The sequence below is a fragment of the Shewanella denitrificans OS217 genome (assembly GCF_000013765.1).
In the GTDB taxonomy this organism is placed as follows: Bacteria; Pseudomonadota; Gammaproteobacteria; order Enterobacterales; family Shewanellaceae; genus Shewanella; species Shewanella denitrificans.
This window is the reverse complement of the sequence record NC_007954.1, coordinates 4,488,140-4,512,200: the sequence shown is the minus strand read 5'-3', so window position 1 is coordinate 4,512,200 and position 24,061 is coordinate 4,488,140. Positions and strand designations below refer to the sequence as shown.

At 46.0% G+C, this 24,061-nt stretch carries 15 protein-coding genes; all 15 read left to right on the top strand.

The window, feature by feature from the left end; translation table 11 throughout:
• Positions 1–46 precede the first annotated feature (46 nt).
• The 15 genes from ycaC (at position 47) to SDEN_RS19410 (ending at position 23,852) form a co-directional block, all read left to right on the top strand.
• Positions 47–673 (top strand): isochorismate family cysteine hydrolase YcaC, encoded by a 627-nt coding sequence (gene ycaC, locus SDEN_RS19480; RefSeq protein ID WP_011498156.1) that lies wholly within the window; start codon positions 47–49, stop codon positions 671–673.
• 217 nt (positions 674–890) lie between these two features.
• Positions 891–1,661 carry a DeoR/GlpR family DNA-binding transcription regulator gene (locus SDEN_RS19475; RefSeq protein ID WP_011498155.1) on the top strand — a complete coding sequence of 257 codons (771 nt, stop codon included), beginning with the start codon at positions 891–893 and terminating at the stop codon, positions 1,659–1,661.
• Positions 1,662–1,715: 54 nt separating this feature from the next.
• The gene (gene glmS / locus SDEN_RS19470; RefSeq protein WP_011498154.1) at positions 1,716–3,545 is read left to right on the top strand and encodes a glutamine--fructose-6-phosphate transaminase (isomerizing); all 1,830 of its coding nucleotides are present in this window, start codon (positions 1,716–1,718) and stop codon (positions 3,543–3,545) included.
• Between the two features lie 529 nt (positions 3,546–4,074).
• Complete coding sequence (locus SDEN_RS19465) at positions 4,075–4,680, top strand: FMN-binding negative transcriptional regulator (protein ID WP_011498153.1); 606 nt, start codon at positions 4,075–4,077, stop codon at positions 4,678–4,680.
• Positions 4,681–4,692: 12 nt separating this feature from the next.
• Positions 4,693–5,241, top strand: coding sequence for a hypothetical protein (locus SDEN_RS19460; protein WP_011498152.1), 549 nt, complete (start codon positions 4,693–4,695; stop codon positions 5,239–5,241).
• On the top strand, positions 5,241–5,957 hold the full coding sequence (locus tag SDEN_RS19455; protein WP_011498151.1) for an iron-containing redox enzyme family protein: 717 nt from the start codon (positions 5,241–5,243) through the stop codon (positions 5,955–5,957). The genes SDEN_RS19460 and SDEN_RS19455 overlap by 1 nt, the downstream gene beginning before the upstream one ends.
• A gap of 72 nt (positions 5,958–6,029) precedes the next feature.
• Complete coding sequence (locus SDEN_RS19450; protein ID WP_011498150.1) at positions 6,030–7,109, top strand: DUF3419 family protein; 1,080 nt, start codon at positions 6,030–6,032, stop codon at positions 7,107–7,109.
• Complete coding sequence (locus tag SDEN_RS19445; protein WP_011498149.1) at positions 7,091–8,173, top strand: efflux RND transporter periplasmic adaptor subunit; 1,083 nt, start codon at positions 7,091–7,093, stop codon at positions 8,171–8,173. Before SDEN_RS19450 ends, SDEN_RS19445 begins: the two co-directional genes overlap by 19 nt.
• A gap of 11 nt (positions 8,174–8,184) precedes the next feature.
• Positions 8,185–11,217: an efflux RND transporter permease subunit gene (locus SDEN_RS19440; protein ID WP_198134615.1), complete on the top strand. Its 3,033-nt coding sequence runs from the start codon at positions 8,185–8,187 to the stop codon at positions 11,215–11,217.
• Positions 11,218–12,702 (top strand): AMP-binding protein, encoded by a 1,485-nt coding sequence (locus SDEN_RS19435; protein ID WP_011498147.1) that lies wholly within the window; start codon positions 11,218–11,220, stop codon positions 12,700–12,702. It begins immediately after the preceding gene.
• Entirely contained in the window at positions 12,699–14,978 is a 2,280-nt protein-coding gene (locus tag SDEN_RS19430) for a penicillin acylase family protein (protein ID WP_083759671.1), read from the top strand. Before SDEN_RS19435 ends, SDEN_RS19430 begins: the two co-directional genes overlap by 4 nt.
• Before the next feature lie 36 nt (positions 14,979–15,014).
• Positions 15,015–15,257 (top strand): acyl carrier protein, encoded by a 243-nt coding sequence (locus SDEN_RS19425; protein WP_011498145.1) that lies wholly within the window; start codon positions 15,015–15,017, stop codon positions 15,255–15,257.
• A 2-nt stretch (positions 15,258–15,259) separates the two neighbouring features.
• Positions 15,260–22,396 (top strand): non-ribosomal peptide synthetase, encoded by a 7,137-nt coding sequence (locus tag SDEN_RS19420; protein WP_011498144.1) that lies wholly within the window; start codon positions 15,260–15,262, stop codon positions 22,394–22,396.
• Positions 22,393–23,508 carry a hypothetical protein gene (locus tag SDEN_RS19415; protein WP_011498143.1) on the top strand — a complete coding sequence of 372 codons (1,116 nt, stop codon included), beginning with the start codon at positions 22,393–22,395 and terminating at the stop codon, positions 23,506–23,508. The genes SDEN_RS19420 and SDEN_RS19415 overlap by 4 nt, the downstream gene beginning before the upstream one ends.
• A gap of 2 nt (positions 23,509–23,510) precedes the next feature.
• Entirely contained in the window at positions 23,511–23,852 is a 342-nt protein-coding gene (locus SDEN_RS19410; protein WP_011498142.1) for a DUF3703 domain-containing protein, read from the top strand.
• Positions 23,853–24,061: the final 209 nt, after the last annotated feature.

Sequence of the window (24,061 nt, the reverse complement as noted above, 5' to 3'; positions counted from 1 at the left end):
CATTTTTAAAAGTAAACACTATATAAATTTTAAATGGAGAATTAGCATGACTAAACCTTATGTACGCTTAGATAAAGATGATGCGGTAGTGCTATTGGTGGATCATCAGACGGGTTTGCTGTCACTGGTTCGCGACATAGACCCTGATAAATTTAAAAACAACGTACTCGCCTTGGCTAATTTGGCTAAATATTTCGAGTTACCGACTATCTTGACCACCAGTTTTGAAGATGGCCCTAACGGCCCCTTAGTGCCAGAGTTAAAAAATATGTTCCCCGATGCGCCGTTTATTGCTCGTCCTGGACAAATTAATGCTTGGGATAATGAAGACTTCGTTGCGGCAGTCAAAGCGACAGGTAAAAAGCAAATTATTATCGCGGGTGTGGTTACCGAAGTTTGTGTTGCATTTCCAACATTATCGGCACTTGCAGCCGGTTTTGATGTGTTTGTGATTACCGATGCATCGGGCACCTTTAACGATATCACCCGTAATGCAGCCCATAACCGCATGTCGGCGGCAGGTGCACAGCTTATGTCTTGGTTTGGTGCCGCAGGCGAATTACACCGAGATTGGCGTAACGATGTGGAAGGTTTAGGCAGCCTATTCTCTCAACATATTCCAGACTATCGAAATCTGATGAATAGTTATCTGACAGTTAATGCTAAAAAGTAACTAACTCAAATTGGGTTATTGGGTTAACAGATGAATAAATGGCATTGAAATAGCCAAAATCAACGGTTCTGACTCAAAATAGCGCTTTGCTCGATGAAGAAAAGCACGCCAATAGGTGTGCTTTTTTGTTTGTTTACAACAAAAATAGCTAGATAAAGTTTCATTCGTCGCTATAATATCTTTCGCTTCGAAACTTACATGAAAGAAATGAGTTTAAATGACCAAACGTAACACTCAGCAACGTAGACATTCGATCATAAAGCTTGTTAATGACCAAGGCGAAGTCAGCGTTGATGAGCTAGCCAGCTTGTTTTCAACTTCAGAAGTGACCATACGTAAAGATTTGGCCAGCTTGGAAACCCATGGGCTGCTGTTGCGTCGTTATGGCGGCGCCGTGCCTGTGCCACAAGAAATGACTCAAATAGCCAGTGAAAAATTGTCATCGAATAAGCAGGCTATCGCCACTGAGGCTGCCAAGCTAATACGGGATCATAACCGTATTATTATCGACAGCGGCAGCACCACTTCCGGCATAGTGCAGCAATTAAACGGCAAGCGCGGCTTAGTGGTGATGACAAATTCCTTGCAGTTAGCTAATGCGATTCATGAACTCGAACATGAGCCCACCTTATTGATGACCGGTGGCACTTGGGATCCTCATTCTGAATCTTTCCAAGGCCAAGTGGCCGAGCAAGTATTACGCTCATACAATTTTGACCAGCTTTTTATCGGCGCGGACGGCATCGATCTCGCCCGGGGCACGACCACCTTTAATGAACTCACTGGCCTTAGCAAGGTGATGGCAGAAATGTCCCGTGAAGTGGTGGTGTTACTGGAGTCGACCAAGATAGGTCGTAAAATTCCCAATTTGGAACTGCCTTGGGGGGTTGTCGATGTACTGGTTACCGACGACAGGATCGCTATTGATGCCATTAATACTATTACAGACCAAGGCGTGAAAGTGATCCTTTCTGCCTACGTTAGCTAAATTCTCATTCTAATTCTTATTTAAATTTAACATCAAACAATCAAGGAAATTACTATGTGCGGAATCGTTGGCGCAGTAGCGCAAAGGGATGTAGCTGAAATTTTAGTGGAAGGCCTGCGCCGTTTAGAATATCGCGGCTATGACTCGGCCGGTGTTGCAGTCATTAACAATGGCGAGTTAAGCCGTACTCGCCGCGTGGGCAAGGTGCAGGAATTAACTGCCGCTTTAGCTGACGCACCGTTAATGGGCGGCACGGGTATTGCTCATACTCGCTGGGCGACTCATGGTGAGCCAAGTGAGCGTAATGCTCACCCCCACGTATCAGCAGGTGATATCGCTGTGGTGCATAACGGCATTATTGAAAACCATAATAAGCTGCGCGACATGCTTAAAGGTCTGGGTTATGTGTTTACCTCAGAAACTGACACAGAAGTGATTTGTCACTTAGTGCATCATGAGTTAAAAACTGCAGCAAGCTTATTAGCTGCGGTACAAGCCACAGTAAAACAACTCGATGGTGCTTATGGCACTGTGGTTATCGACCGTCGTGATAGCGAGCGTATGGTTGTGGCTCGTTCAGGCAGCCCGCTAGTGATAGGTTTTGGCCTAGGTGAAAACTTTGTGGCTTCCGATCAGTTAGCCTTACTGCCTGTCACCCGTAACTTTGCCTTCTTAGAAGAAGGCGATGTTGCCGAAGTCACTCGTCGCAGCGTGGCAATATTCGATCTTAACGGTAACCCTGTTGAGCGTGAAGTGAAAGAGTCTGACGTTACCCATGATGCGGGGGATAAGGGCGAATACCGTCATTATATGCTCAAAGAAATCTATGAGCAGCCAATGGCATTAGCCCGCACCATAGAAGGACGCATCGCTAACAAGCAAGTGTTGGACACTGCCTTTGGTGACAATGCTGCCGAGTTCTTAAAAGACATCAAACACGTACAGATCATCGCCTGCGGTACTAGTTACCATGCCGGTATGGCGGCGCGTTACTGGTTAGAAGACTGGGCGGGGGTATCTTGTAACGTGGAAATCGCATCTGAATTCCGCTACCGCAAGTCTCACCTATTCCCAAATAGCCTTTTAGTGACGATTTCTCAGTCTGGCGAAACAGCAGATACCTTGGCGGCCATGCGTCTTGCAAAAGAAATGGGCTACAAGGCCACATTGACCATCTGTAACGCACCGGGTTCATCATTAGTGCGTGAATCTGATATGGCTTACATGATGAAAGCTGGCGCCGAAATTGGCGTGGCATCAACTAAAGCCTTTACCGTGCAATTAGCGGGTCTATTGATGCTAACGGCTGTGATTGGTCGCCACAATGGCATGTCGGCGCAAATGCAGGCTGACATCACCCAAAGCCTGCAATCTATGCCTGCCAAAGTAGAGCAAGCCTTAGGTTTAGATGATGCCATCGCCGAACTTGCAGAAGACTTTGCCGACAAGCATCACGCACTATTCTTAGGTCGCGGCGATCAATACCCCATAGCGATGGAAGGTGCGCTTAAGCTTAAGGAAATTTCTTATATTCACGCCGAAGCTTACGCCTCTGGTGAGCTAAAGCACGGTCCGCTAGCGCTAATCGATGCCGATATGCCTGTGATAGTGGTGGCACCTAATAACGAATTATTAGAAAAACTTAAGTCAAACGTGGAAGAAGTCCGTGCCCGTGGCGGTTTGATGTATGTGTTCGCCGATAAAGACGCCGAGTTTAAGTCTGACGACACAATGAAAGTGATCCCAGTGCCACACTGCGACATCTTCATGGCGCCGCTGATGTACACTATTCCATTACAGTTATTGTCTTACCATGTTGCCTTAATCAAGGGCACTGACGTAGACCAACCACGTAACCTAGCAAAATCCGTAACTGTGGAGTAAGCATTGGGTTTGTAATTATATTGTTTTGAGTGATTCTATTAATTAGTCGCCACATGGATTAAAAGCAATATTTGTAAATTATCATAATCCAGATATGTTTATAAAAAGCATATCTGGATTTTTTACCTCAATTCACGCCAATAACAAAATATCACATTCAGCAACCTGATCTTTAGTGCATAGTACATAAAACCCATAAGCCAGTACTGAACCCTTGTCTCAGGACAATTCATACATCAGGTTTGTGGCACTTCAAGCGTTTCTTCGGCTTAATCTGCAAGTTCAGCTCTACTCGTGGTAAATCTTATACACCTACCTATGGTCCCCAATAAACTGCTTATTACGCGAAATAGTATGCGAAATACGGTGAGTAACATGCTGTGATATATGCATTTTTTTTATTACGCGTTGACTTGTTAATACTTTATATGTAAGTTGATGCGTTTTTTAACATGTTATTCCCCAGTGTGGCTTACGCATAATTTTGCCCACAATTGATTTCAGCGACTACATAATGGAGTAGATTGCAATGTACACCTATGTACCTAAGAGTTTTAGTACGGAATGCTCAGAAACGCTTCGCAACTTGGTGTTGCAAAACAGTTTTGCCACTTTAATCACAGTCGATAACGACGGTGAACTCCATCTCTCTCATTTGCCAGTTATCCTGGAACAAAGTGACCATCAGTGGCGCTTTTCCTTTCATTTGGCCGTAAGTAATCGTCACAGCCAAGTGTTGGCTGACTCCGCAAAGAGCGTGCTGATTTTTAAGGGGCCACATGCCTATATCAGTCCGACTTGGTATCAGAAGCAGTCGGGGGTACCAACATGGAACTATGCTATAGCTCATTTCGAAGGTCGTGTTAGACCACTGGATGCAGGAGATTTGCTGGGACATTTGAGACAGCAAGTGCACTTATATGAACCACAACTGAACGGCAGCGAAGTCATGCCTGATGAATTGGTCGATAGGTTGAGCGGTATGATTAGTGGTTTCGAATTGACCGCAGACCAAGTTCTGAGCAAATTCAAGTTGGGTCAAAACCGCTCTGCCGAAGATCAGGCTGGTATTTTTGAAGCTTTGAGAAACAGTGATAAACCACAAGCCAGGGCACTGGCCAAGCTGATGGAATAGGCGGGGCTTGTAATGGAAATTCAATTGCTCGAATACGAGCGAAGCTATCAGAAACTGTTGGCCCATCGGCAGGACGTGTACGAATACGCACTGCTTGAGCATTTGACTAACAAGTCAGCCCACTTCGATGTTGAACTTACCCAAGACAAGGCTTCACTGCTATTTTGCGGCATTATCGATGATGAGATCATTGCCTCATGCCGGATCACTGAATTGGCTTATCTTGATTTTGACTTTCAACAACGGGTGATGAGCCTTTGCCCTGAATTGGATATAGATAAGACGTTTATGATCTCTCGCTTGTGTATCAGTGCCGCTCACCAAGGCCGCCAGCGGTACAAACAACTGTTGGTCCACGTATGTCGTTGGGCCAAGATTAATCATCACAATGAATATTATCTCGCCAAGTGCCGTGTTGCACTTGCGCCTCTATATCGGGCATTCGGCTGTGTGGTCATAGAGGGCAGTCGCTATTACGACGAACTCGGCGGTGCCGATTACTTACTGCTTTTAGGCAGTATTCAACAAACCTACGATACGTTCACCAAGGAAAAATACTAATGTCTATCATTGATTTAACTAAATTGGAGCAAAAGGTCGCCACTATGTGGGACAGTATTTTGACCAACTCTCCGTTTATCCACGAGGTCTTGGATGGCAAAGCAACTAAAGCTTTGTATGCCATCTATATGACCGAAACCTACCATTACACCAAACACAATGCTAAGAACCAAGCATTGGTTGGTATTATGGGTAAAGATTTACCGGGTAAATATTTGTCTTTTTGCTTCCATCATGCTCATGAAGAAGCTGGTCACGAGTTGATGGCATTGTCAGATATCGCTTCTATTGGTTTCGACCGTGAAGATGTGCTTTCTTCCAAGCCGTTGCCTGCGACTGAAACCTTGATAGCCTACCTTTATTGGATCTCTGCAACAGGTAACCCTGTTCAACGTTTAGGTTACAGTTACTGGGCTGAGAACGTCTATGGCTACATTGATCCGGTACTTAAAGCAATTCAATCGACATTGGACTTAACACCGCAAAGCATGAAGTTCTTTATTGCTCACTCGAAGATTGATGCCAAGCACGCTGAAGAAGTCAACGAGATGTTGCACGAGGTGTGTAAAACCCAAGAAGACGTTGATTCAGTTGTTGCTGTAATGGAAAACTCTTTGGTATTGACTGCACGTATTCTTGACGATGTGTGGAAAGAGTATCAATTGTTCCAAAGTGGTGCTTCAGATCGCTACGCATTTTTGCGCGACAACGCTTAATTTGTCGATGCGCTTTTATGTCCGGTGCATGCTCTAAAGGCATGCACCGAATAGCAATCAATAGGAGAGACCATGGCTTATTTTTCAAAGCTCAATTATGCGCTTGGTGATGAAGATACTTTGCCTGAGTATCAATTATTACCTCAGGATGCCGGGCATGTTGTTGCTGTTGCTGGTAGTGGCGGACGCATTGTTCCGCTGGTCGCTAAGCGCCCCAGAGCCATTACTTGTGTTGATATTCTCCAAGAACAACTGGATTTGACTGAGCTTAGGGTCGAGTCTATTCGACAATTGTCGTTTGGCGATTTTATGGCATTGTTCGGTTATCCCGAATATCCGATAACCGTGGATAAGCGTAAAGCATTGTTTGAGTCGTTGACCTTGCGCCAACAGACGGGTCAGAGGTTGGCTGAGTTTTTCAGTAAATCTGAGTGGCAACCTATCATCTATCTTGGTGAATTTGAGCGAATGTTGATGACAGTCTCTAAGCTTATCCGTTTTGTGGTAGGAGATAAGCTTGACATATTGTTTGAATTCGACAACTTAGAAGATCAGCGAAACTTTGTTAAAAGTACGGCATTTCCACGTAAGCGTTGGACATTGGCATTGGCATTATTCGGCAATGCTACGGCACTGAATGCATTGTTGTATCGTGGTGACTTTCCTAAAAAGAACCGCATGGGGTCGACGTTCTCGATTTATCGAAATATGTTTGAGACCTTGTTCGGGCAGATACTGTGCCGCGACAGTTATTTTTTCCAGATGTTGGTGCTTGGACGCTTGGTTAATGCACGCAGTGCGATGATGGAAGCCGATGAAAATTTGTATCAAACGATTAAAGAAAACTTAACGTATACCCAAATCCATTATATCCAAACCGATATTGTCAGCGCCATTAATAAGATCGAAGAGCCTGTTGATTTCGTTTCCATATCCGATGTGCCGTCATTTATGTCCGATGGCCCAGCCAATACATTTTTAGTCGATATCGCCGCTAATTTGTCACCCAATGCCACTGTCGTATCAAGAGGGCATTTACGGGTGGTAAGACCGGACAGTAAGGGATTCAATGATATCAGTGCACAAGCTGGCGAGGTGTTCAGCAGTGAAAGAACGGGATTATGGCAAATTCAATGTTACGAAAAACAATAATAAGCTTACTGGCATTATGTGCTTTTACCTGTGTCGCCGAACCCTCAGTCGTAGTGCAAACTCCATGGACGGCACCATTTGAATATCAATATCACACAGTAGGGACACTTAAAAGTCGTTATGTTATTGAATATAAAGTACAAACAGATGGTAGGGTTGAGTCTGTTTTGACTCCTGGAACCAATATTGCCGCAGGGGATACCTTGGTTCGTCAATCCGACCCACTTAAACAATTGGCACTAGAGCGCAGTGAATTGGTGTCTCTGGAACTTGCTGCCAGTCGCGATTTGGCACAATTACAAGTCGATAACCTCGATGTTTTGGTTCGCTCGAACAACGTTTCGAGCCAAGAGGCGCAGGCACATCGATTGAAGTTGGTAAAGGCACAAGCTGCTTTGAATGCCCAGCGCAGTCAGGCCAAACAGTTGCTGCAGTCGTTGGCATTTTTAGTCACACAGGCTGTAAGACCCGGTATTGTTGTCGAACAACACGCTAATATCGGTGAATTTGTAGAAAAGGGTGACTCGCTATTAACCACAATTGATATGAGTGCGGTGCAATATTGGGTGACCTTGCCCTTGGAACAAGCGGCTCAAGTCAATGAATATACCCGTGTGACTCCTATATTTGATGAGAAGGCCTTGCCCATTGCTGCAGTGATCCCAAGTGGCAAAACTTCAGTTTCGCTGCTGACATCTGTGTTCGATGTGTCACATCGTCCTATTGGTCATCTGGCTACACAAGCTGTAGTGGTAACATTTCGCGCTGATGAGCCACTTCAGTGGTTTCATCGCGACGGTATTGTCGACAGCGGTGGTGTCAGCCAAGTCAAAGTCATTGATAGTCAAGGTCAAGTGGTAGAACGCAGTGTTGTCATTGCGGCAGAAAAAGGCGAATTCATCGGTGTTGCTGGACAATTACACATGGGTGATAAAATCATTTTGCGCGGTATGGATGGCTTGAGTATCGGTAGCGAAGTGCATATCAAAGCCGACCGCACCCGTGATTTAAGAAAGCAGTTTGCTGATGTCGGTATGCTCAGTGGTGGACGACAAACATGGTGATGGATTTTTGTTTGAAGTATCGCCGCACAATATTGGCCTTGTGTGCATTGTTGGTGGCACTAGGTATCGCACAAGGGTTGCGCATGCCGGTACAGTTATTACCGACAATCGAGCGTACAGAAATCCAAATCAGCGGTCGCTGGCAGCAAAATGCTCCTGAGGATGTCGAAGTACAGATGGCTGTACAATTGGAGAATGCCCTCGCTTCTTTGCCAGGGCTGAAACTGATGGAGTCTCAGGTATCGACTGGTTCGGTTACGACTCGTCTGTTGTTTGAAGACGGTGCTGATCCGGTGGCATCGCTGATAGCCACAAGTGCAAAACTCAATCAAGTACAAAGTTGGCCCCAAAGCGCCGATGAACCGCAGATCACCCAAGATGGTATCAGTGAATCAGAAACCGTTGCCACATTGATGCTGTATCCGCGTGCTGGTGTTGATGCCGATTTTGCCTTGCTGGATGAAGCTGTGCGTCATCAGGTTATCCCTGCGCTACTTCGGATCCCTGGTGTTAGCCGTGTCGACAACAGTTTTTCCCATCGTGATAAGGTCATTTGGGTTAACTTCGACCCTGCTAAAATGAGCCGTTTTGGTATTTCTGTGGCGCAGTTACAGCAAAAAATTGCACAACTGCAGGACCAAAGTGGTGGCTCCATGGATTTGGGCAAAGACAGCGTGGCACTGAGATTCAAAGGTCAGCCTTCAAGATCCGCATTGTCACAACACATTATTCATTGGCAGGAGGGGAGACCTGTCTATTTAGGTGATGTTGCTGAGTTTGTGGATGGCTTTGCGCCAGGCCGAAATATTACCTTCAAAAGTGGTCGAGAAGCCTACTACCTCAGTCTCAATCGCAGCCGTGGTCACAACTCTTTTGATATCGTACAGGGCATAAAACAGCGCATAGAAGAACTCAATGCTGTTGAATTACAACCCCTGGGTTTAGAGCTTGGGATGAGCTTGGATACTTCTGAAAATATCGAACGAGCCATCGCTATTGTTGGCAGTAACATGTTGATAGGTATTGCATTAGTCTATTTAGTATTGTTTTTTTTCATTCGTCGCCATAGTGCGGCATTGGTGGTAATTACCACTGTACCCCTATCTATTTGCCTGACTCTCTTGTTGCTTTCAGCCACGGGTGCCAGCTTGAATGTGATTTCGTTGGCTGGCTTGGCATTTTCAGTTGGTCTGATTATAGACGCGGCAGTGGTGGTGCAGGAAGCCATCGAAGCACGTTGTGCAAGCATGCAAAATACAGCCCAAGCAATAAAGGAAGCCGTTTCCAAAGTGGCTAAGGCACTGTTTGCCTCGACGTTAACAACTTTGCTTATTTTTGTGCCAATTGCTGGGTTTGCTGGCGATGTTGGGCAGTTACTGGCAGATTTGGCGCTGACTATGGCTTTGGCTATCACGGTATCACTACTCGTTGCTTTGGTTGTCGTGCCCCTATTGGTATTCGTTAGCCGTCGTGCCGATGGTAAAGACTATCATTCAGATTATTGGGTGAAAATGGCTGATGTTGTGCTTTCCTCGAGCAATACTCGCGCTAAGCAAACCTTATTGTTGCTCATGCTTATCGTATTCCCCGTTGTCGCTATACCGCTATTGTTACCGCCTAAGGATCTATTACCCAACGCCGGCGATACTCTATTACGTGCATCCATACAGCTCCCCCAAGGGCGTAATATTGAAACTTTACGTCGTGACGTGGCCGAAGTATTGATCGCACGACTTAGGCCTTACATGCTCGAAGATGCGGCTATTCCCGTGCGCTCTTACAACTTGGTAGTAGCAAGCAACTTTGCTTTTTTAGTCGCTTACCCGAAAAATCCTGAGCAACTCGACATGTTGATCGCTGAATTCAATCAGAAGATATTTGCTGATTTGCCAGAAGTCAGCGTTTATGTAGAGCAGGAGCCGATGATCTACTTCCGTTCGTCGGCATCGAAACAAATTCACCTCAATGTACATGGTGACGATCTATCCAAAATGTTGGTAGTTGCAGAGGACTTAAAGAAAGAAATTATCGAGCAAGGTATAGCCCAAGGCGTGCAGATCACCCCCGCCGCTGATGATGACGCTCAGCGTTTGTTAGTTTATCCCAATAGTTGGGCCGACCATGATTTCGGTCTGAGTCAACAGCAGTTGGCTGATATCGTAAGTGCTTACAGTGGTGGCCTTTATGCTGGTGAATTTATCGACGGCCTAGAAACCTATGATTTTTATCTAAAGGGACCTAAGTGGTACAACCCGCAACAATTGAGACAGCTGCAGGTACAGACCCCAAATGGCGATACTGTGGATCTAGGCACACTAGCCGGAGTGCAACAGCAGCGTGGCCCAAGCCGGTTGCTGCGATTTGACGGTCGGCGAACGGTACGTTTGATCATTACGCCCCCAGCAGGCAGTTCTTTAGGCGGGCTGACCGACAGCTTACGTCGTCTGTTGGCTCAGGATTATGCGGCACAGCTGACTGCACAACAAATGCACGTCAGCTTTAAAGGCAGCGCAGATGAGTTCGAACAAGCGATGAATAATATTATGTGGGTTGTTGTGGTTGCACTGGGTGGATTGGCCTTGGTGTTGATGTTGATTTTGGGTTCTGCTCAGGCGGCCGGTCATATTTTATTAACGTTACCTATTGCCTTGTTTGGCGGCGCCTTTGCCTTGTGGTTTATTAATTTGATCACACCCGTTTCGATGGATATTTTGACCATGATGGGTTTTATCATTTCCGCAGGACTGGTGCTCAATAATGCCATTTTGATCGTGGCCGAACAGCGTGATGGGATAGTACAAGGCTTGAATAGCAACCAAGCCCTGCATCAAGCGGTACTGAGACGCTCTCGGGCCATTTATATTTCCGGTTTGACTTCCGTATTCGGTATGTTACCGCTGATGCTTTCACCGGGTATCGGCGCCCAGATGTATCGCGGTATGGCGACTGTACTGGTTGGTTCAATGAGTTTTAGTTTGGTGTTTTGTGTGTTTGTGGTCGCGGCTTTGAGTTATCGCGGTAACATGCCAGTTGGGAGAGGTTAGATGAATAACTTAATTGATGGTTTGGGTCTGAGCCTGCAAGCGCATGGTGAGCGTCATTTTATCTATATAGAAGATGGTGAGTATAGAAGTTTGAGTTTTGCCGAGATCTATCGTCTGGTGCAGCAACTTACTGACGAGTTGAAAGGTTTTGGTGTGTGCCGTGGGATGGCGGTAGGTATCGGCGGTGACAATTCACTCAGTTGGGTGTTGTACGATTTGGCACTAACTCAATTGGGGGCAGTAGTTGTCGGTTTACCACAATCCTTATTTAATGATAACAGTGACTTAGTTGATGTTTTTGGTCTTTATGCACTGCTATTGTCTGATGGCTATTACCATCAGTATAAAGCCGAGCGAACAAGCGTTATCAACATCGATATTCCTCTGGTTGAGCAATCAGCCGTATTGGCCGCTACTGGGGCAGGATTTACGGATGATGAGATCTCGGTAACATTTTCATCAGGCTCTAGTGGCAATATTAAAGGTTTGGTGATTTCAAAGCGTGGTGCAGATGCACAGATCCGCGCGTACAAAGACATGTTTGATGCAGAAGATGGTAGGTTGATTGTCTACATGCCTTTTACCAGTTATCAGCAACGACTCTATATATATGGCGCCATCGCTTTTGGTTTTGATCTTGTTTTGGTGCCCCCCTATCGTTTGCCTGAGGGACTGGTTCGGATGCAACCGACCGTTTTAATGGGCCCACCAGTGCTGTTTGAAACCTTGGCTAGGCAGTTGGCGAGTGCTGATAGTGCAACTGTTCAGGCTGCTTTGGGTGGAAAAATGCACATCATGACCACAGGTATGGCCAAAATTCGTCAAGATGCCATCGATTTTTTTCATCATCATGGTATTCGTTTATGCGAAGGCTATGGTTTAGGCGAATGTGGATCTGTGTGCGTCAATACTCTTGGGGCCGAAGTGCCCAATTCAGTTGGAAAACCTTTGCCTGGCACCTTAGTGCGGATAGCACAAGATGGCGAAATACTTGTAGCGAAAGATGACCCGCTACTCAGTCGTTATCTTGTTGAAGATGATAATCCAATGGATGTCCAAGATACACGCTTACAGGATGGGTGGTTTCATACTGGTGATTTGGGACGACTTGATGAGTTGGGTAACTTATATATTGAAGGCCGTAAAAAGACCACTTTGGTGTTAAAAGATGGCAGAAAATTCCAACCCGAGCCCATTGAAAAGGCCTTGGAACAGGCCGTTGAAGTTAAGCGCGCAGCCATTTTATTACATGCTAACCAGCAAGGATTTTTAATCGCTATCGAACCGCATCTCGTCGATGTTGTGCAAGTGCCCGCAGTTGTTGCCAGTGTAAAACAATGGTTTACAAATTATACTGGTGGATCCTATTTACTTGTTGATGTGCAGGTAGCCACTTGCGAGTTTACTTCAGGGAATGGCTTGCTACTGCGTAATCTTAAGTTGAACCGTCGTGCCATTGCCCAGCATTTCGGCTGGGAAGTATGATGGCTTCCCGTATTTGGCTAGTTGTTAAAATATTACTTTTGTTGTTGCTATTGGCTATAGCCGGCATTTGGGTCGCACTGAGTTTAAGTGTGCCGCTTAATGAGTCCAAGGTGGCCCATCCTGATTTGCAAAGTCAGGTTTTGGTCGATATGGATGAATACGGCGTACCTCATATCAAAGCGGAAAATCGTGCTGATGGGGCTTGGGTTACTGGTTATTTGCATGGTCAGTCACGTTACTTTCAGATGGATTTGTTACGACGTCGTGGGGCTGGTGAGTTATCGGTGTTATTTGGTGCTCGTGCGCTTGATATGGATAAAACATCACGGCTGCATCAGTTTCGCAAACGTGCGGCTCATCAACTTTCTCTCTTACCAGCAGCCCAACAACAGTTACTTGATATTTATGTTAAAGGCGTCAATGCTGGTCTAGCTGCGCTTAGAGTGCGGCCACCTGAGTATCTGATGTTGATGCAGCAACCCGAACCCTGGACGGCTGTAGATTCATTGCTGGTGGTCTACGCCATGTATTTTGGTTTACAAGACGGCAACGGCGATAAAAAATTGCTGCGAACCTTGATCCATGACCGTTTTCCTCAGGATTATGCCTTGTTGTTACCTAATCATACAGAATTCGACTCTCCAGTGATCGGCGAAAACCAAGCTGTACCATATGATTTAAGTTCCTTATATAGGCAGTTGAAAAAGGGCGAGACAAGTCAGGGAAATGCTGAATTGGGAGAGACGGAACCTGCTCATGGTAGCAGTAGTTGGGTGGTATCAGGTGCCCATACTGCAGATGGTAGAGCCATTCTTTCCAACGATATTCATCTGGGTCTTTACTTACCAAATCAGTGGTATCGCTTGGGCTTGAGTATTGGCGAACATCGCATTACAGGTGTGACGTTACCAGGAATGCCTTTGGTGGTGGCTGGCTCGAATGGTTTTGTCAGTTGGGGGCTGACCAACAGTTATGGCAATTGGAGTGACCTTACTGTGGTCGACGACAAAGTGGTCGTAGATCGTGAAGAAATTGAAGACATTAAAGTTGGCGAAGCGGTGGAGCAATTAACCATCAAGCATACTCGATTTGGGCCAATATTACCTGACGGTGGCTATGCGGTGAAATGGTTGGCTCATACCGACAGAGCGGTTAATTTAAACCTATTGGCGTTTGAGCAAGCCCGTTCAGTAGAGCAGATAATAGCACTTGCACCCAGTATAGGAGTGCCGCCACAAAACCTGTTGGTAGCAGACTCTCAAGGACATATAGGTTGGACGATTATTGGTCCTTTACCTCAACGAGACAAGGCTAGGTTTGCAACTACTGCCGCCGAACACGGACCTTGGACTTGGGTTGAGGCCGAGAATTATCCGCAGTTGATTGATCCCAAGTCCGGATTTATCTGGTCTGCGAACAACCGTATGTATGAGAAGTCCGACTGGCCAACTATTGGAGAAGACGATTTCCTCAATGGCGCCCGAGCGTGGCAGATCCACGAATCATTGGTGCGATTGCATAAGGCAGACGTAAAAAGTGTAGCCGCTATCCAATTTGACAATCGGGCGTTGATGCTAGCTCGTTGGCATAGGCGTTTGACCCAAGCCCTTGAAGCTCAAGCTCAACCTGATGATGATTTGCAGCGTTTGATGGGAGATTGGGATGGCCATGCATCGAAAGACTCTGTGGCCTACACTCTCACTCGTGCTGCTCGTAACCAGTCGATTGCCGATTTTTATCAACCCTTCTTGGCGCAGTTGCAACAGCCTGAGCTTATCAAATCTTTCCGACGGATTAATAGCAACGTCGAGCAGACAGTTTGGACTGCTATTGACACTGAGCAGGCCGGATTATTTGGTGCTGAAAAACTGGATGACTATCTCTATGGGGTATTACTGTCGAGCTATCAGACATTATTGAAAGAACATGATGATGAAGAAAAGTTACGTTGGGGCTGGCAAAACCGTTTACGTATGAATCATCCTCTAGGATTACCGCTGTGGCCGCTGGATAGTGTGTTCAATATGGCTCCGCAAGAACAGGCTGGGGATCAGTTTATGCCGGCGATCAATGAGCCGCGTTTCGGTGCATCCATTCGTTATAGCGTTAGCCCTGGTCAAGAGCATTTGGCATTGGTGGCTATGCCGGGTGGGCAATCTGGCCATCCGTTGTCCGAACATTATTCCATGGGACATCAGCGATGGCTTGAACAAAAATGGTTGCCGTTCTTGGGTGGCGAAACACAACAGACTTTTGAATTTTCACCCAGCCGCTAGGTTTGGGTGTCACAGTGAGATATAAGAGGTAAATCAATGGATATGACAAGCGTTTTGCTCGAGACTGCACAGCAAGTATTTCAATATCCGGTCGAAGCGGATACACCGTTTATCAGCATTCCTGGCTCATCGCTGCAGCTGATGCATTTTAAGGCTCAAATCGAAGCGAAAACGGCTTGTAGCATTCCTTTAGAGCAACTTTATCAGGTCAGTAGCATTCGACAATTGGCGGCACTATTGCCGCAATTTGCTCTAAATGTGACTTTCGGGGATATCTGATTATGAACGATAGCCTGTATAAGGCAGCAGACTTATTGCAACATTGTGCCGAGCAAGGCATGGCTTTGAGTCTGAATGGGCAAGGTGGCCTATCGTTTCAGCATTATGGTCAAGGTGATAGTACACCTTTGTTGGTTCAGGTTAAAGCGTTGAAATCTGAGCTTGTCGACTATTTTCACTTACTTGGAACGGCACCACAACGAGTACCTATAAGAGCCGATGTACAGCAATTGTTACTTTACCGTCAACAAATCGCTGAGCAAAATTCTGCGTTTAATATCGCCCTGCAATTTGAATTAGTTGGTGAGTTGGACTTTAGTGACTTTAAAGTTTGGGCCGAAACTTTAGTGCAACGTCACACTCGGTTACAAAGTCGCTTTGTTATGCATAAGGGGAAACTTTATGCTCAATTTGACCCCTTTGTTGCAGTCGTTGTCGGCCATCATAGACAACAAGCGAATCTTGACGCATTTAGGACGGCTCCGTTTGACTTGCAAAACGGTCCGTTATATCGCTTCGATTGGGTAGAAACCGCAGATAATAAGCGTTTTGTGTCGCTAGTCTTTCATCATTTGGTATTTGATGGTCACTCACTGCAATTATTGGTTAAAGATGTTCGTCAGTACCTTTGTCAAAACGTAGCAAGTCTAAATTTAATACCTGCAACAGCATCTTGGCTACCCCAGGTCCACTCAAATCAGGTGGATATGGCGACCTATGTTGAGCATATCAATGGCTTTGAAACGCTTGATTGGCAACAGACTTTTGGAGGTAGCAGCAACGGCTCTGGTATGGCGCTACTTCATCGTGAATATTTAAGCGCATCCCATTTTGCACAGCTCAACAGATTAGCGCAAAAGCATCAGATGAGTCCGTTTGCGCTGCAGAGCGCTATCACGGCGCTAGTTATCGGTATTTATAGCGACAGTCGTCGATTTTTATTGTTCACTCCTGCCGATCGACGCACTTCCGAGCAGCATGAGTATATTGGCCATTTTGTACAAATGTTGGCGATCCAGTGTGAGTTGAAACTTGGTGGCGAAGTTGCAGATTATCTGTCAGCCAGTCGTGATGCCTTTATGCAGGCGCAGGCGCATACGGCGTTAAGCTATGACAATGCTAACCGCTGGTGTTTAAGCCAAAATCACGGTGCATTACCTCCTATTAAAGCTGTCATTGTTCAGCAAACTCTACCTCAATCGGTCATAGAGTTGGCTGGTGGCAAAGCTCAACTCCATTTTCTTGCCGCTGAAACTAGGGCTGTGAAATATCCTTTAATGCTGAATTGTCAAAGCGATGGTCGGCAGCTGCAATTGGAATGGGAATACGATAGTTCACTGTTTAGTGAACAACATATCCGACAAATGCAGCAGCATTGGTTGATGATATTGGAGTTGTTGGATAGTGGAGGTGCTTGTTTATTTGATCAGTTGAGTAAGACATTATTGGCTAAGTACCATCATGCCCCTCTTAATCGACTCAAAGGGTCGACAGCATCTGTTCAGGCCCACTGGCGTAATCGGACCATCACTGATATTTGGCAGCATAGTGTTGCGCAATTTGCTGATCGCAAGGCCGCCGGGTTTGGCGACAACTGGCTAAGTTATCGTGAGCTGAACTGCAAAGCCAATCAGTTGGCGCAAGGCTTGGCGGCAATGGGCGTAACGCGTGAAACAAAAGTGATTATTTCACTTACTCGCGGCCTTGATTTGCTCTGTGGTATCTTGGCGATTATTAAAGTCGGTGGGGTTTATGTGCCGGTAGATCCCAAAGCCCCTGCCAAGCGTATTAACCATATTTGTACTGATAGCGGTGCACAGTGGGTATTGTGCGATCAAGATTGGCAGCATGGTGACGTTAACGTGATCGACATTGCCAAATTGACTGCACAAACTCAACAGTATGAAGACAGGGCTCCAGCGGTTAATATTGAACCGCATGATGCGGCATACATTATTTATACGTCAGGCTCCACAGGCTTGCCAAAAGGAGTGGTGGTAGAGCACCACAACTTAGTGCGGTTAGTGGGGGCTGCGATGAATGCTTTTGACTTTAATGCTGACGATGTGTGGTGCTTGTTCCATTCCTTTGCTTTTGATTTTTCCGTGTGGGAGATTTTTGGCCCTTGGTTGACAGGGGGGGCGGTGGCGATAGTCCCGGACGAATGCTTGTTGCAACCTGCACTGTTCCATCGTTTCTTGCTGGAAAACAAAGTCAGCATTCTTAATCAGACACCTTCGGCATTTTACAATCTCATTGATGCCGATAACCAAGTCGATGAGCCGCTGAGTGAGCTGCGTTATGTTGTATTTGGTGGTGAGGCACTGTCTTTGCCACGTTTGGCATCTTGGCAGCAGCGTTATGATGCCGATAGGGTCAAGCTAGTCAATATGTACGGCATTACTGAAACGACTGTCCATGTGACTCATTACACAGTAAAAGCTGGCGATTGTAAGCAGGCCCGCAGCATCATAGGTTTACCTTTGTCAGATCTTGACGTTTACTTGCTCGGTAGTGACGGGCTTCCTTTGCCGGAAGGTACTAAGGGGGAGTTGTATATCGGTGGACCTGGTGTGGCGCGGGAGTATTTCGGTAAGCCTGAAATGACGGCACAGCGATTTGTTACTCATACGACTGCAGGCCGACTCTATCGCAGTGGTGATTTTGCTCGACTCGATAATGATGGGCAACTTGTTTACCTCGGACGTAAGGACGATCAAGTCAAGATCCGCGGCTATCGAATCGAGCTTGAAGAAGTGAGGCAACAACTGATGTCTCTGGATGCCGTGAAAACAGCAGTCGTTACCGTAAGTGATATCGGTGCTGGTGATAAACTTATTGCTTTTGTTATCCCTCAGGTGGCGGAATTATTCGTGGCTTCGGTTATCAAACATGAGTTGGCCAAAAGATTACCCCCTTACATGATCCCTGCAATCTGCCATCCAATTGAGCATATTCCGCAAACCAATAACGGTAAAGCCGACATCAAGTGGTTGTTGAGTGAATATAAGCGGCAACAGCAAAGCTCTTCTGTACAGAATGCGCCTATGTTGGATCATCCTATCTATGCTGTTATCGCGAATGTGCTTGGAATTCATTCCATCGCTGCCGACGATAATTTGTTTACCTTGGGGCTGGATTCCATCTCTTGCATCCGCCTTGTCATTGATGCCCGCGAACAGGGAATACATTTTAGTGTTGCTGATATTTACCGTGAATTGACACCGAGCAGGCTGTTGGCGCTGGTAGAGAAACCGCCCTCTGGGACAGAGGTTGTGGTGCCAGATCAGCTTATATACCTGAGCAATGCTGAGCAGCAACTGGCGGGTGGTGAGTTTGAGATGGTTTATCCACTGACTCGTTTACAGCAAGGGATGTGTTATCACAGTGAATTAGATGCAACAGCGGGTGTTTATCACGATGTATTCGGCTATCGTCTGCAAATGCACTTTGATGTTAATACCTTGCATCGTGTGCTTAAGGATATGATGGTAATACACCCAGTATTGCGAACTCGTCTCATCAAAGGAGCAGAAAGGTTGTTGCAAGGGGTTGTTGCTAATCCAGATGTTCCACTGCAGGTACATGACTTAGGTGGCGATATTGAGCTGGCACTGGAGCAATATAGGGAGTTTGTCAACATCGAGATCGCCAATGGTTTCGATTACCATGATCCACTGCTATATCGTTTATTTTTACACCGCTTCGACGATGGGAGTGAGCAGCTGACGTTAAGCTTTCATCACGCTTTATTCGACGGTTGGTCTGTAGCTAACTTCAATACCGAACTAATCAAACGTTATTTTTTTGCCGTTGAGGAAAAGCCTTATTCCATACTCGCGGGCAACAATGGTCATTACCGAGATTATGTTTTTGCTGAATTGGCCGCACTGAAGGATGGATCTCATCGTCAATTTTGGCAGGCATTGCTTGATGGGGCGCAGGTCAGTGAATTGCCATCGGTGGCAAGGCAGGCGCTACCGGTAGATGCGGGGTTTACTCATATACCTTGTCAGTCTTTTGAACAAAACTCAGATGCACTCATGGCTGAAGCCAAAGTTGCTGGGGTTACCGTGCGACAATTGATGTTGGCGATACACTTAAAAGCACTTTCAATATTGACCCATAAGACGCGGGTTAACACTACTGTGGTGTACCATAATCGATTGGATGTTGCTGGTGGCGATGTTCAATTGGGATTATTTTTAAACTCTTTGCCCTTTGATATTAATCTTACGAGCGAGACTTGGTCGAGTGTGCTCGACCAAGTTGTGACCTTGGACCGGCAAATCATGGCATACCGTGCCCTACCTACAGATGAGATCCAGAAGCTCAGTGGTTTATCATTTCAGTCGGTATTGTTTAATTACACTGATTTTCACGTGTACGATGGTTTATTCAATGAAGGTTTACCGCTTATCGATAGCACTGTTTTTGAAAGCGTGAATTTTCCACTGACTATCGATTGTGGCGTATCAGTGAAAACAAGGCAGTTACGATTTCAAGTGGGATTTGATGGTCGACAGCATTCTCAACAAAGCGTTTTACGCTATGTCGCAGTTGTCGATGCCTTGTGTTTACACATTCTGAAACAACAAAAGTTGCCTTTACCTCGATGGCAAACATTGTTTCCCGATGAACGACATGAACTCGAGGCTTTGAATAAGGTTTCAACCATCATTGAAGAAATGGCTTTACCCATAGATCTGAATGCAATCGCATTGATGATGGGTGAAAGGCGGGTGAGCCACGGTGAATTGAATGCGTTAGTCGAAACCTTGGTGCAATCTTTGGCTATAGAGCGTGGGACTAGGATCTTACTTCATTTATCTAAGTCGGTTGAGTTTGTCGTTTGGCTATTGGCCTGTATGCGTAAAGAGTTAGTGGTAATTCCACTGCCGGTGGATGCCGATCCGTTACGTCAACAGAGCATTGTTGAGCACGCCGATGCGGCTTATATTGTCAGCGAACAGCCACAGACATTCGGATATCAGGTTATTTCATCGCAAGATCAAAGTGATATTGTGTTGGGTTACAAGTCGCCGTTACACACTCCGAGTGAGAGTGCTGCAATAGTTATGTTTACCTCGGGTACGACTGGGAAGCCCAAAGGGGTGGTTTTATCCTTACATTCGTTACAGGCCCATAGCCGAGCAATGGCACGGACATTGTCACTTACTACTGATGATCGTGTCTTGTGGTTTGCCTCAACGGGTGCAGATATTACGCTAGAACAAGTGATCGCGCCGTTAAGTGTGGGTGCTTGTGTGGTCATTCCTGAGAAAATTTGGTCCATGGCAGAGTTTTTACCACAAGTTGCTGTAAGTGGTGTCACTGTTGCCGACTTACCCCCTGTGTATTTCCAATGGTTGATGCGTGCTGATGCTAAGCAAAAGCAAGCTTGGTTGGATAGTCCTTTGCGCATGGTACTGCTCGGCGGTGAATCTATGCCACTTTCGGTTATCAAAGCATGGCAGCAGATGCAGTTACCGCAAAAATTGCAGCTATTCAACGTTTATGGTCCGACAGAAGCGACTATTACAGCATCGGTCTTTCCTATTTCTGCTGGGTTTAACGATGTGAAGGTGTCCTTGGGTATGCCTACCGAGGGTAATGGTTTTTTAGTGCTAGATTTACAAGGAAAGCCTGTACCCGCGGGTGTGGAAGGCATCTTGTATATTACAGGTGAGAGGTTAGCTAATGGTTACCTTTTCAATGAAGAAAAAACCACAGAGGCATTTATCGAGGGCATCGATGGTGAGCTGATGTACCACACTGGCGATATCGTCAAATGGCTTCCAGACGGCACCTTGTGGTTCGTGGGCCGTAGCGATGCCCAGGTCAAGATCCGTGGATATCGGGTTGAGTTGGATGCGGTTCAGCACTTTTTGGAATCAAGGGAAGATATTCATGAAGCAGTAGTGCTTTATAATCGAATTAAACAGCGAGATTTGTTGCTGGCCTTTGTGGTTGCTTCGACTGAAGTTACTGGAGTCGCGAAGCGAACACTCGCAAGTATGAGATCAGAGCTGCCACATTATATGGTTGCCAACCGTATCATAGTGGTAGATCAGATACCTTTGACAGCCAATGGTAAAGTTGACAGCAAGGCACTGATTTTACTAGCTGAAAATGGACTTGAAACTAACACGACACTCAGTGGTACGGCGTTGAAGCTTGCCGTTCTGATTGCGCAGGTGCTCGGTCAAACGCCAAAATCAGGTGATGAAAGCTTTTATGATCTTGGTGGTGATTCGCTTCAAGCACTACAACTGCTTTCGTTGATAAGTGCAAGGTTTGGTGTTGATATCGCGCTGCAGCAGTTGCTTGCAAATAGCGATATTAATGGGCTTGCGGAGCTTATCGATCAAGGTAAGAGTGAAACCACGGATGCAGTGGTGTGCCTGAGTCGATCCGATAAATTGCCAGTTGTGCTCTGTATCCCTGGCGCTGGCGGTGTCGCGGGGGACTTTATCGCATTGGCCAGTCATTTTCCCGAAAATAGTGTTTATGCTTTACAGGCTCCGGGATTGCAATTCGGTCATATTCCTGTGAGCTTCGAACAATGGATGGATTATGCCCTGCAGGCGGTTAAAGCTTTGCCGCGAAGGCCGGTTATGTTGGTTGGCCATTCGATGGGCGGTTGGCTCGGGGCTCAATTGAGGCGACGGGTCTTTGGTGAGGCAAAGTTGGTACTACTGGACAGCTATGTCAAGTTGAGTGAACCGCAAAATGTCGAGCGTTTTATTGCCGAACAGGTATACAACAAGCTGGCAGTGATGTCATTGGACTTTTCATTACCTCCTCGAGCTGGGCTAGATGAGTTACTACAGCTTTTGGGCGAGCAACAAGCTCACGGCGATACTTCAGGTGTAGGCTTGTGGCTGAATCTACTAAAACTGACTCGTGCACAGTTGAAAATGACACCAAGTTGGGGGGACCCTCTGGGTGAGATGACGCTGATTAATGCCGAGCACAGTATTGTGACTCGAGGCCCGGCGGGAGATGCTTGGTCTGAGTTTGGCGATGTTGAAGAGATTAGGATTACAGGGGATCACTTCGGGATTGTCACTCATCCAGATTTGCCATCAATGTTACTGAACGTTTTACAATCGACTAAGGAGCTGTATTGCCGATGAATCAGATCATGATGATGGACGTTGAGCAAATGTCCGATTGTGGCGACAAGGGGCTTGTCGGTTTATTCCACGGTTACCTTAAAGAGGGAGTAAGCCCTTTTATTGAAAACTGCCTGCAACAGCCCTTGGTATTGAATATTGATGGGAAGATGATACCGCTAGTCGTCAATAATGGTGACAGTGGAGGGATGTATCTGTCGTCACCACTGATTTTTTACGTGGATTACAATATTGATTTTGTTAAAACCATGAGACAAAAACGGATCCGTTATCCATTGTTGGTATTGCTTGGTGGGTTAAAGTGGCTGTTGACTCGATTTGGTATCAACAAGGTCGTTTACTTGAATAATAATCTGTTACCGAATAACCCTTCATTAAATTTGACTGATGAGCAGTTGCAAAAGGTGACCGCACGGCTGACGCAAGATTTTCCCAATCATGCGATTTGCATTAAGGGCATAGAGCGCTTCCCTACCAGTAATGTGCTGCGATTGTTAGCTCGGCAGATATACATCTGGCGGCCTGAGGTTCTCGAAGAGGTAGGCAAAAAGGCGGTTAAGATCCGCAGTACCTTGAAGGCTGACGCCAAGTTGCTGGATCAAGGGAAAGTGACTTTCGAACCCTTCATTCAAGTTGATAAACAGACCGCGCAACAGCTACGTGGTTTTTATCGGAGTGTTTACGTCAATAAGTATTCGCACCTGAGTGCTGATTATAGTGAGAAGTGGTTTGAGTCATTGGCTATTTATTGTGACAGCTTTAAGTTATTGGCTGTGAAACAAAATGGTGAACTGTCGGGGTTTATTTCCTACTTTGAAACCGATGATATGATTTACAGTGGATTGGTTGGTCACGATGATCACGACGGTGAAAAAGGCATTTATCGTGCCTGTATACGGCAATTGGTTTTTTTGGCGCAGGCTGGTGCCAAACCCTTGCACCTAAGCTCTGGCGTGGGGGAGTTTAAACGTCGTCGCGGCGCGAGGGCAGCAATGGAATACGATCACGTATTAGTTGAGCACCTTTCACCATGGAGACGTTTGGGGTGGAGATTGTTGGGCAAATTGTTCAACACACTAGGGGCGAAAGTAATGACTGAGATGAAGGTATAACGATGAACAAAAAACAACAACAGGGTTATGATCTTTATTATCGTAGCGCCAAGAAAAATCTGAAAAAAGGTAATTATCAACAGGCTATGACGGACTTGGGTTATTGCCATATTTTAAGTAAAAATAGCTATCTGCAACATTTGAAGATCCATTGGAGGATGTTACTGGTGGGCTTCAAAAATGGAAACCTTAAAGAGGTAAGGGTACAGATGTTTCGCTGTTTTATGGCGTTTGCCACAGCACCTATGCTGGCAGGGACTCAACCCAATGGTAATCCCGGTGATTCTAACCATGGCTTTTTCGACAAATTGACCATTCCAGAGATCTTGCAGGAATATTTCTAATGAAGTTCGCTGCGGGTGAGTTGAAATTGATGCACAGTCAAGCTAGACATCACTTTGCGCGGAAACTATTGATTTATTTTATCGGGTTAACACTCTAAAACGTATGTGGATGGCGGTACAAGATAAGTCTGATATCGCTGAAAATGAGCGTTAACGGCAATGGATATGTTTAGACTATCGCTGGATGTTGTTTGGTTAATCGCTGTGAC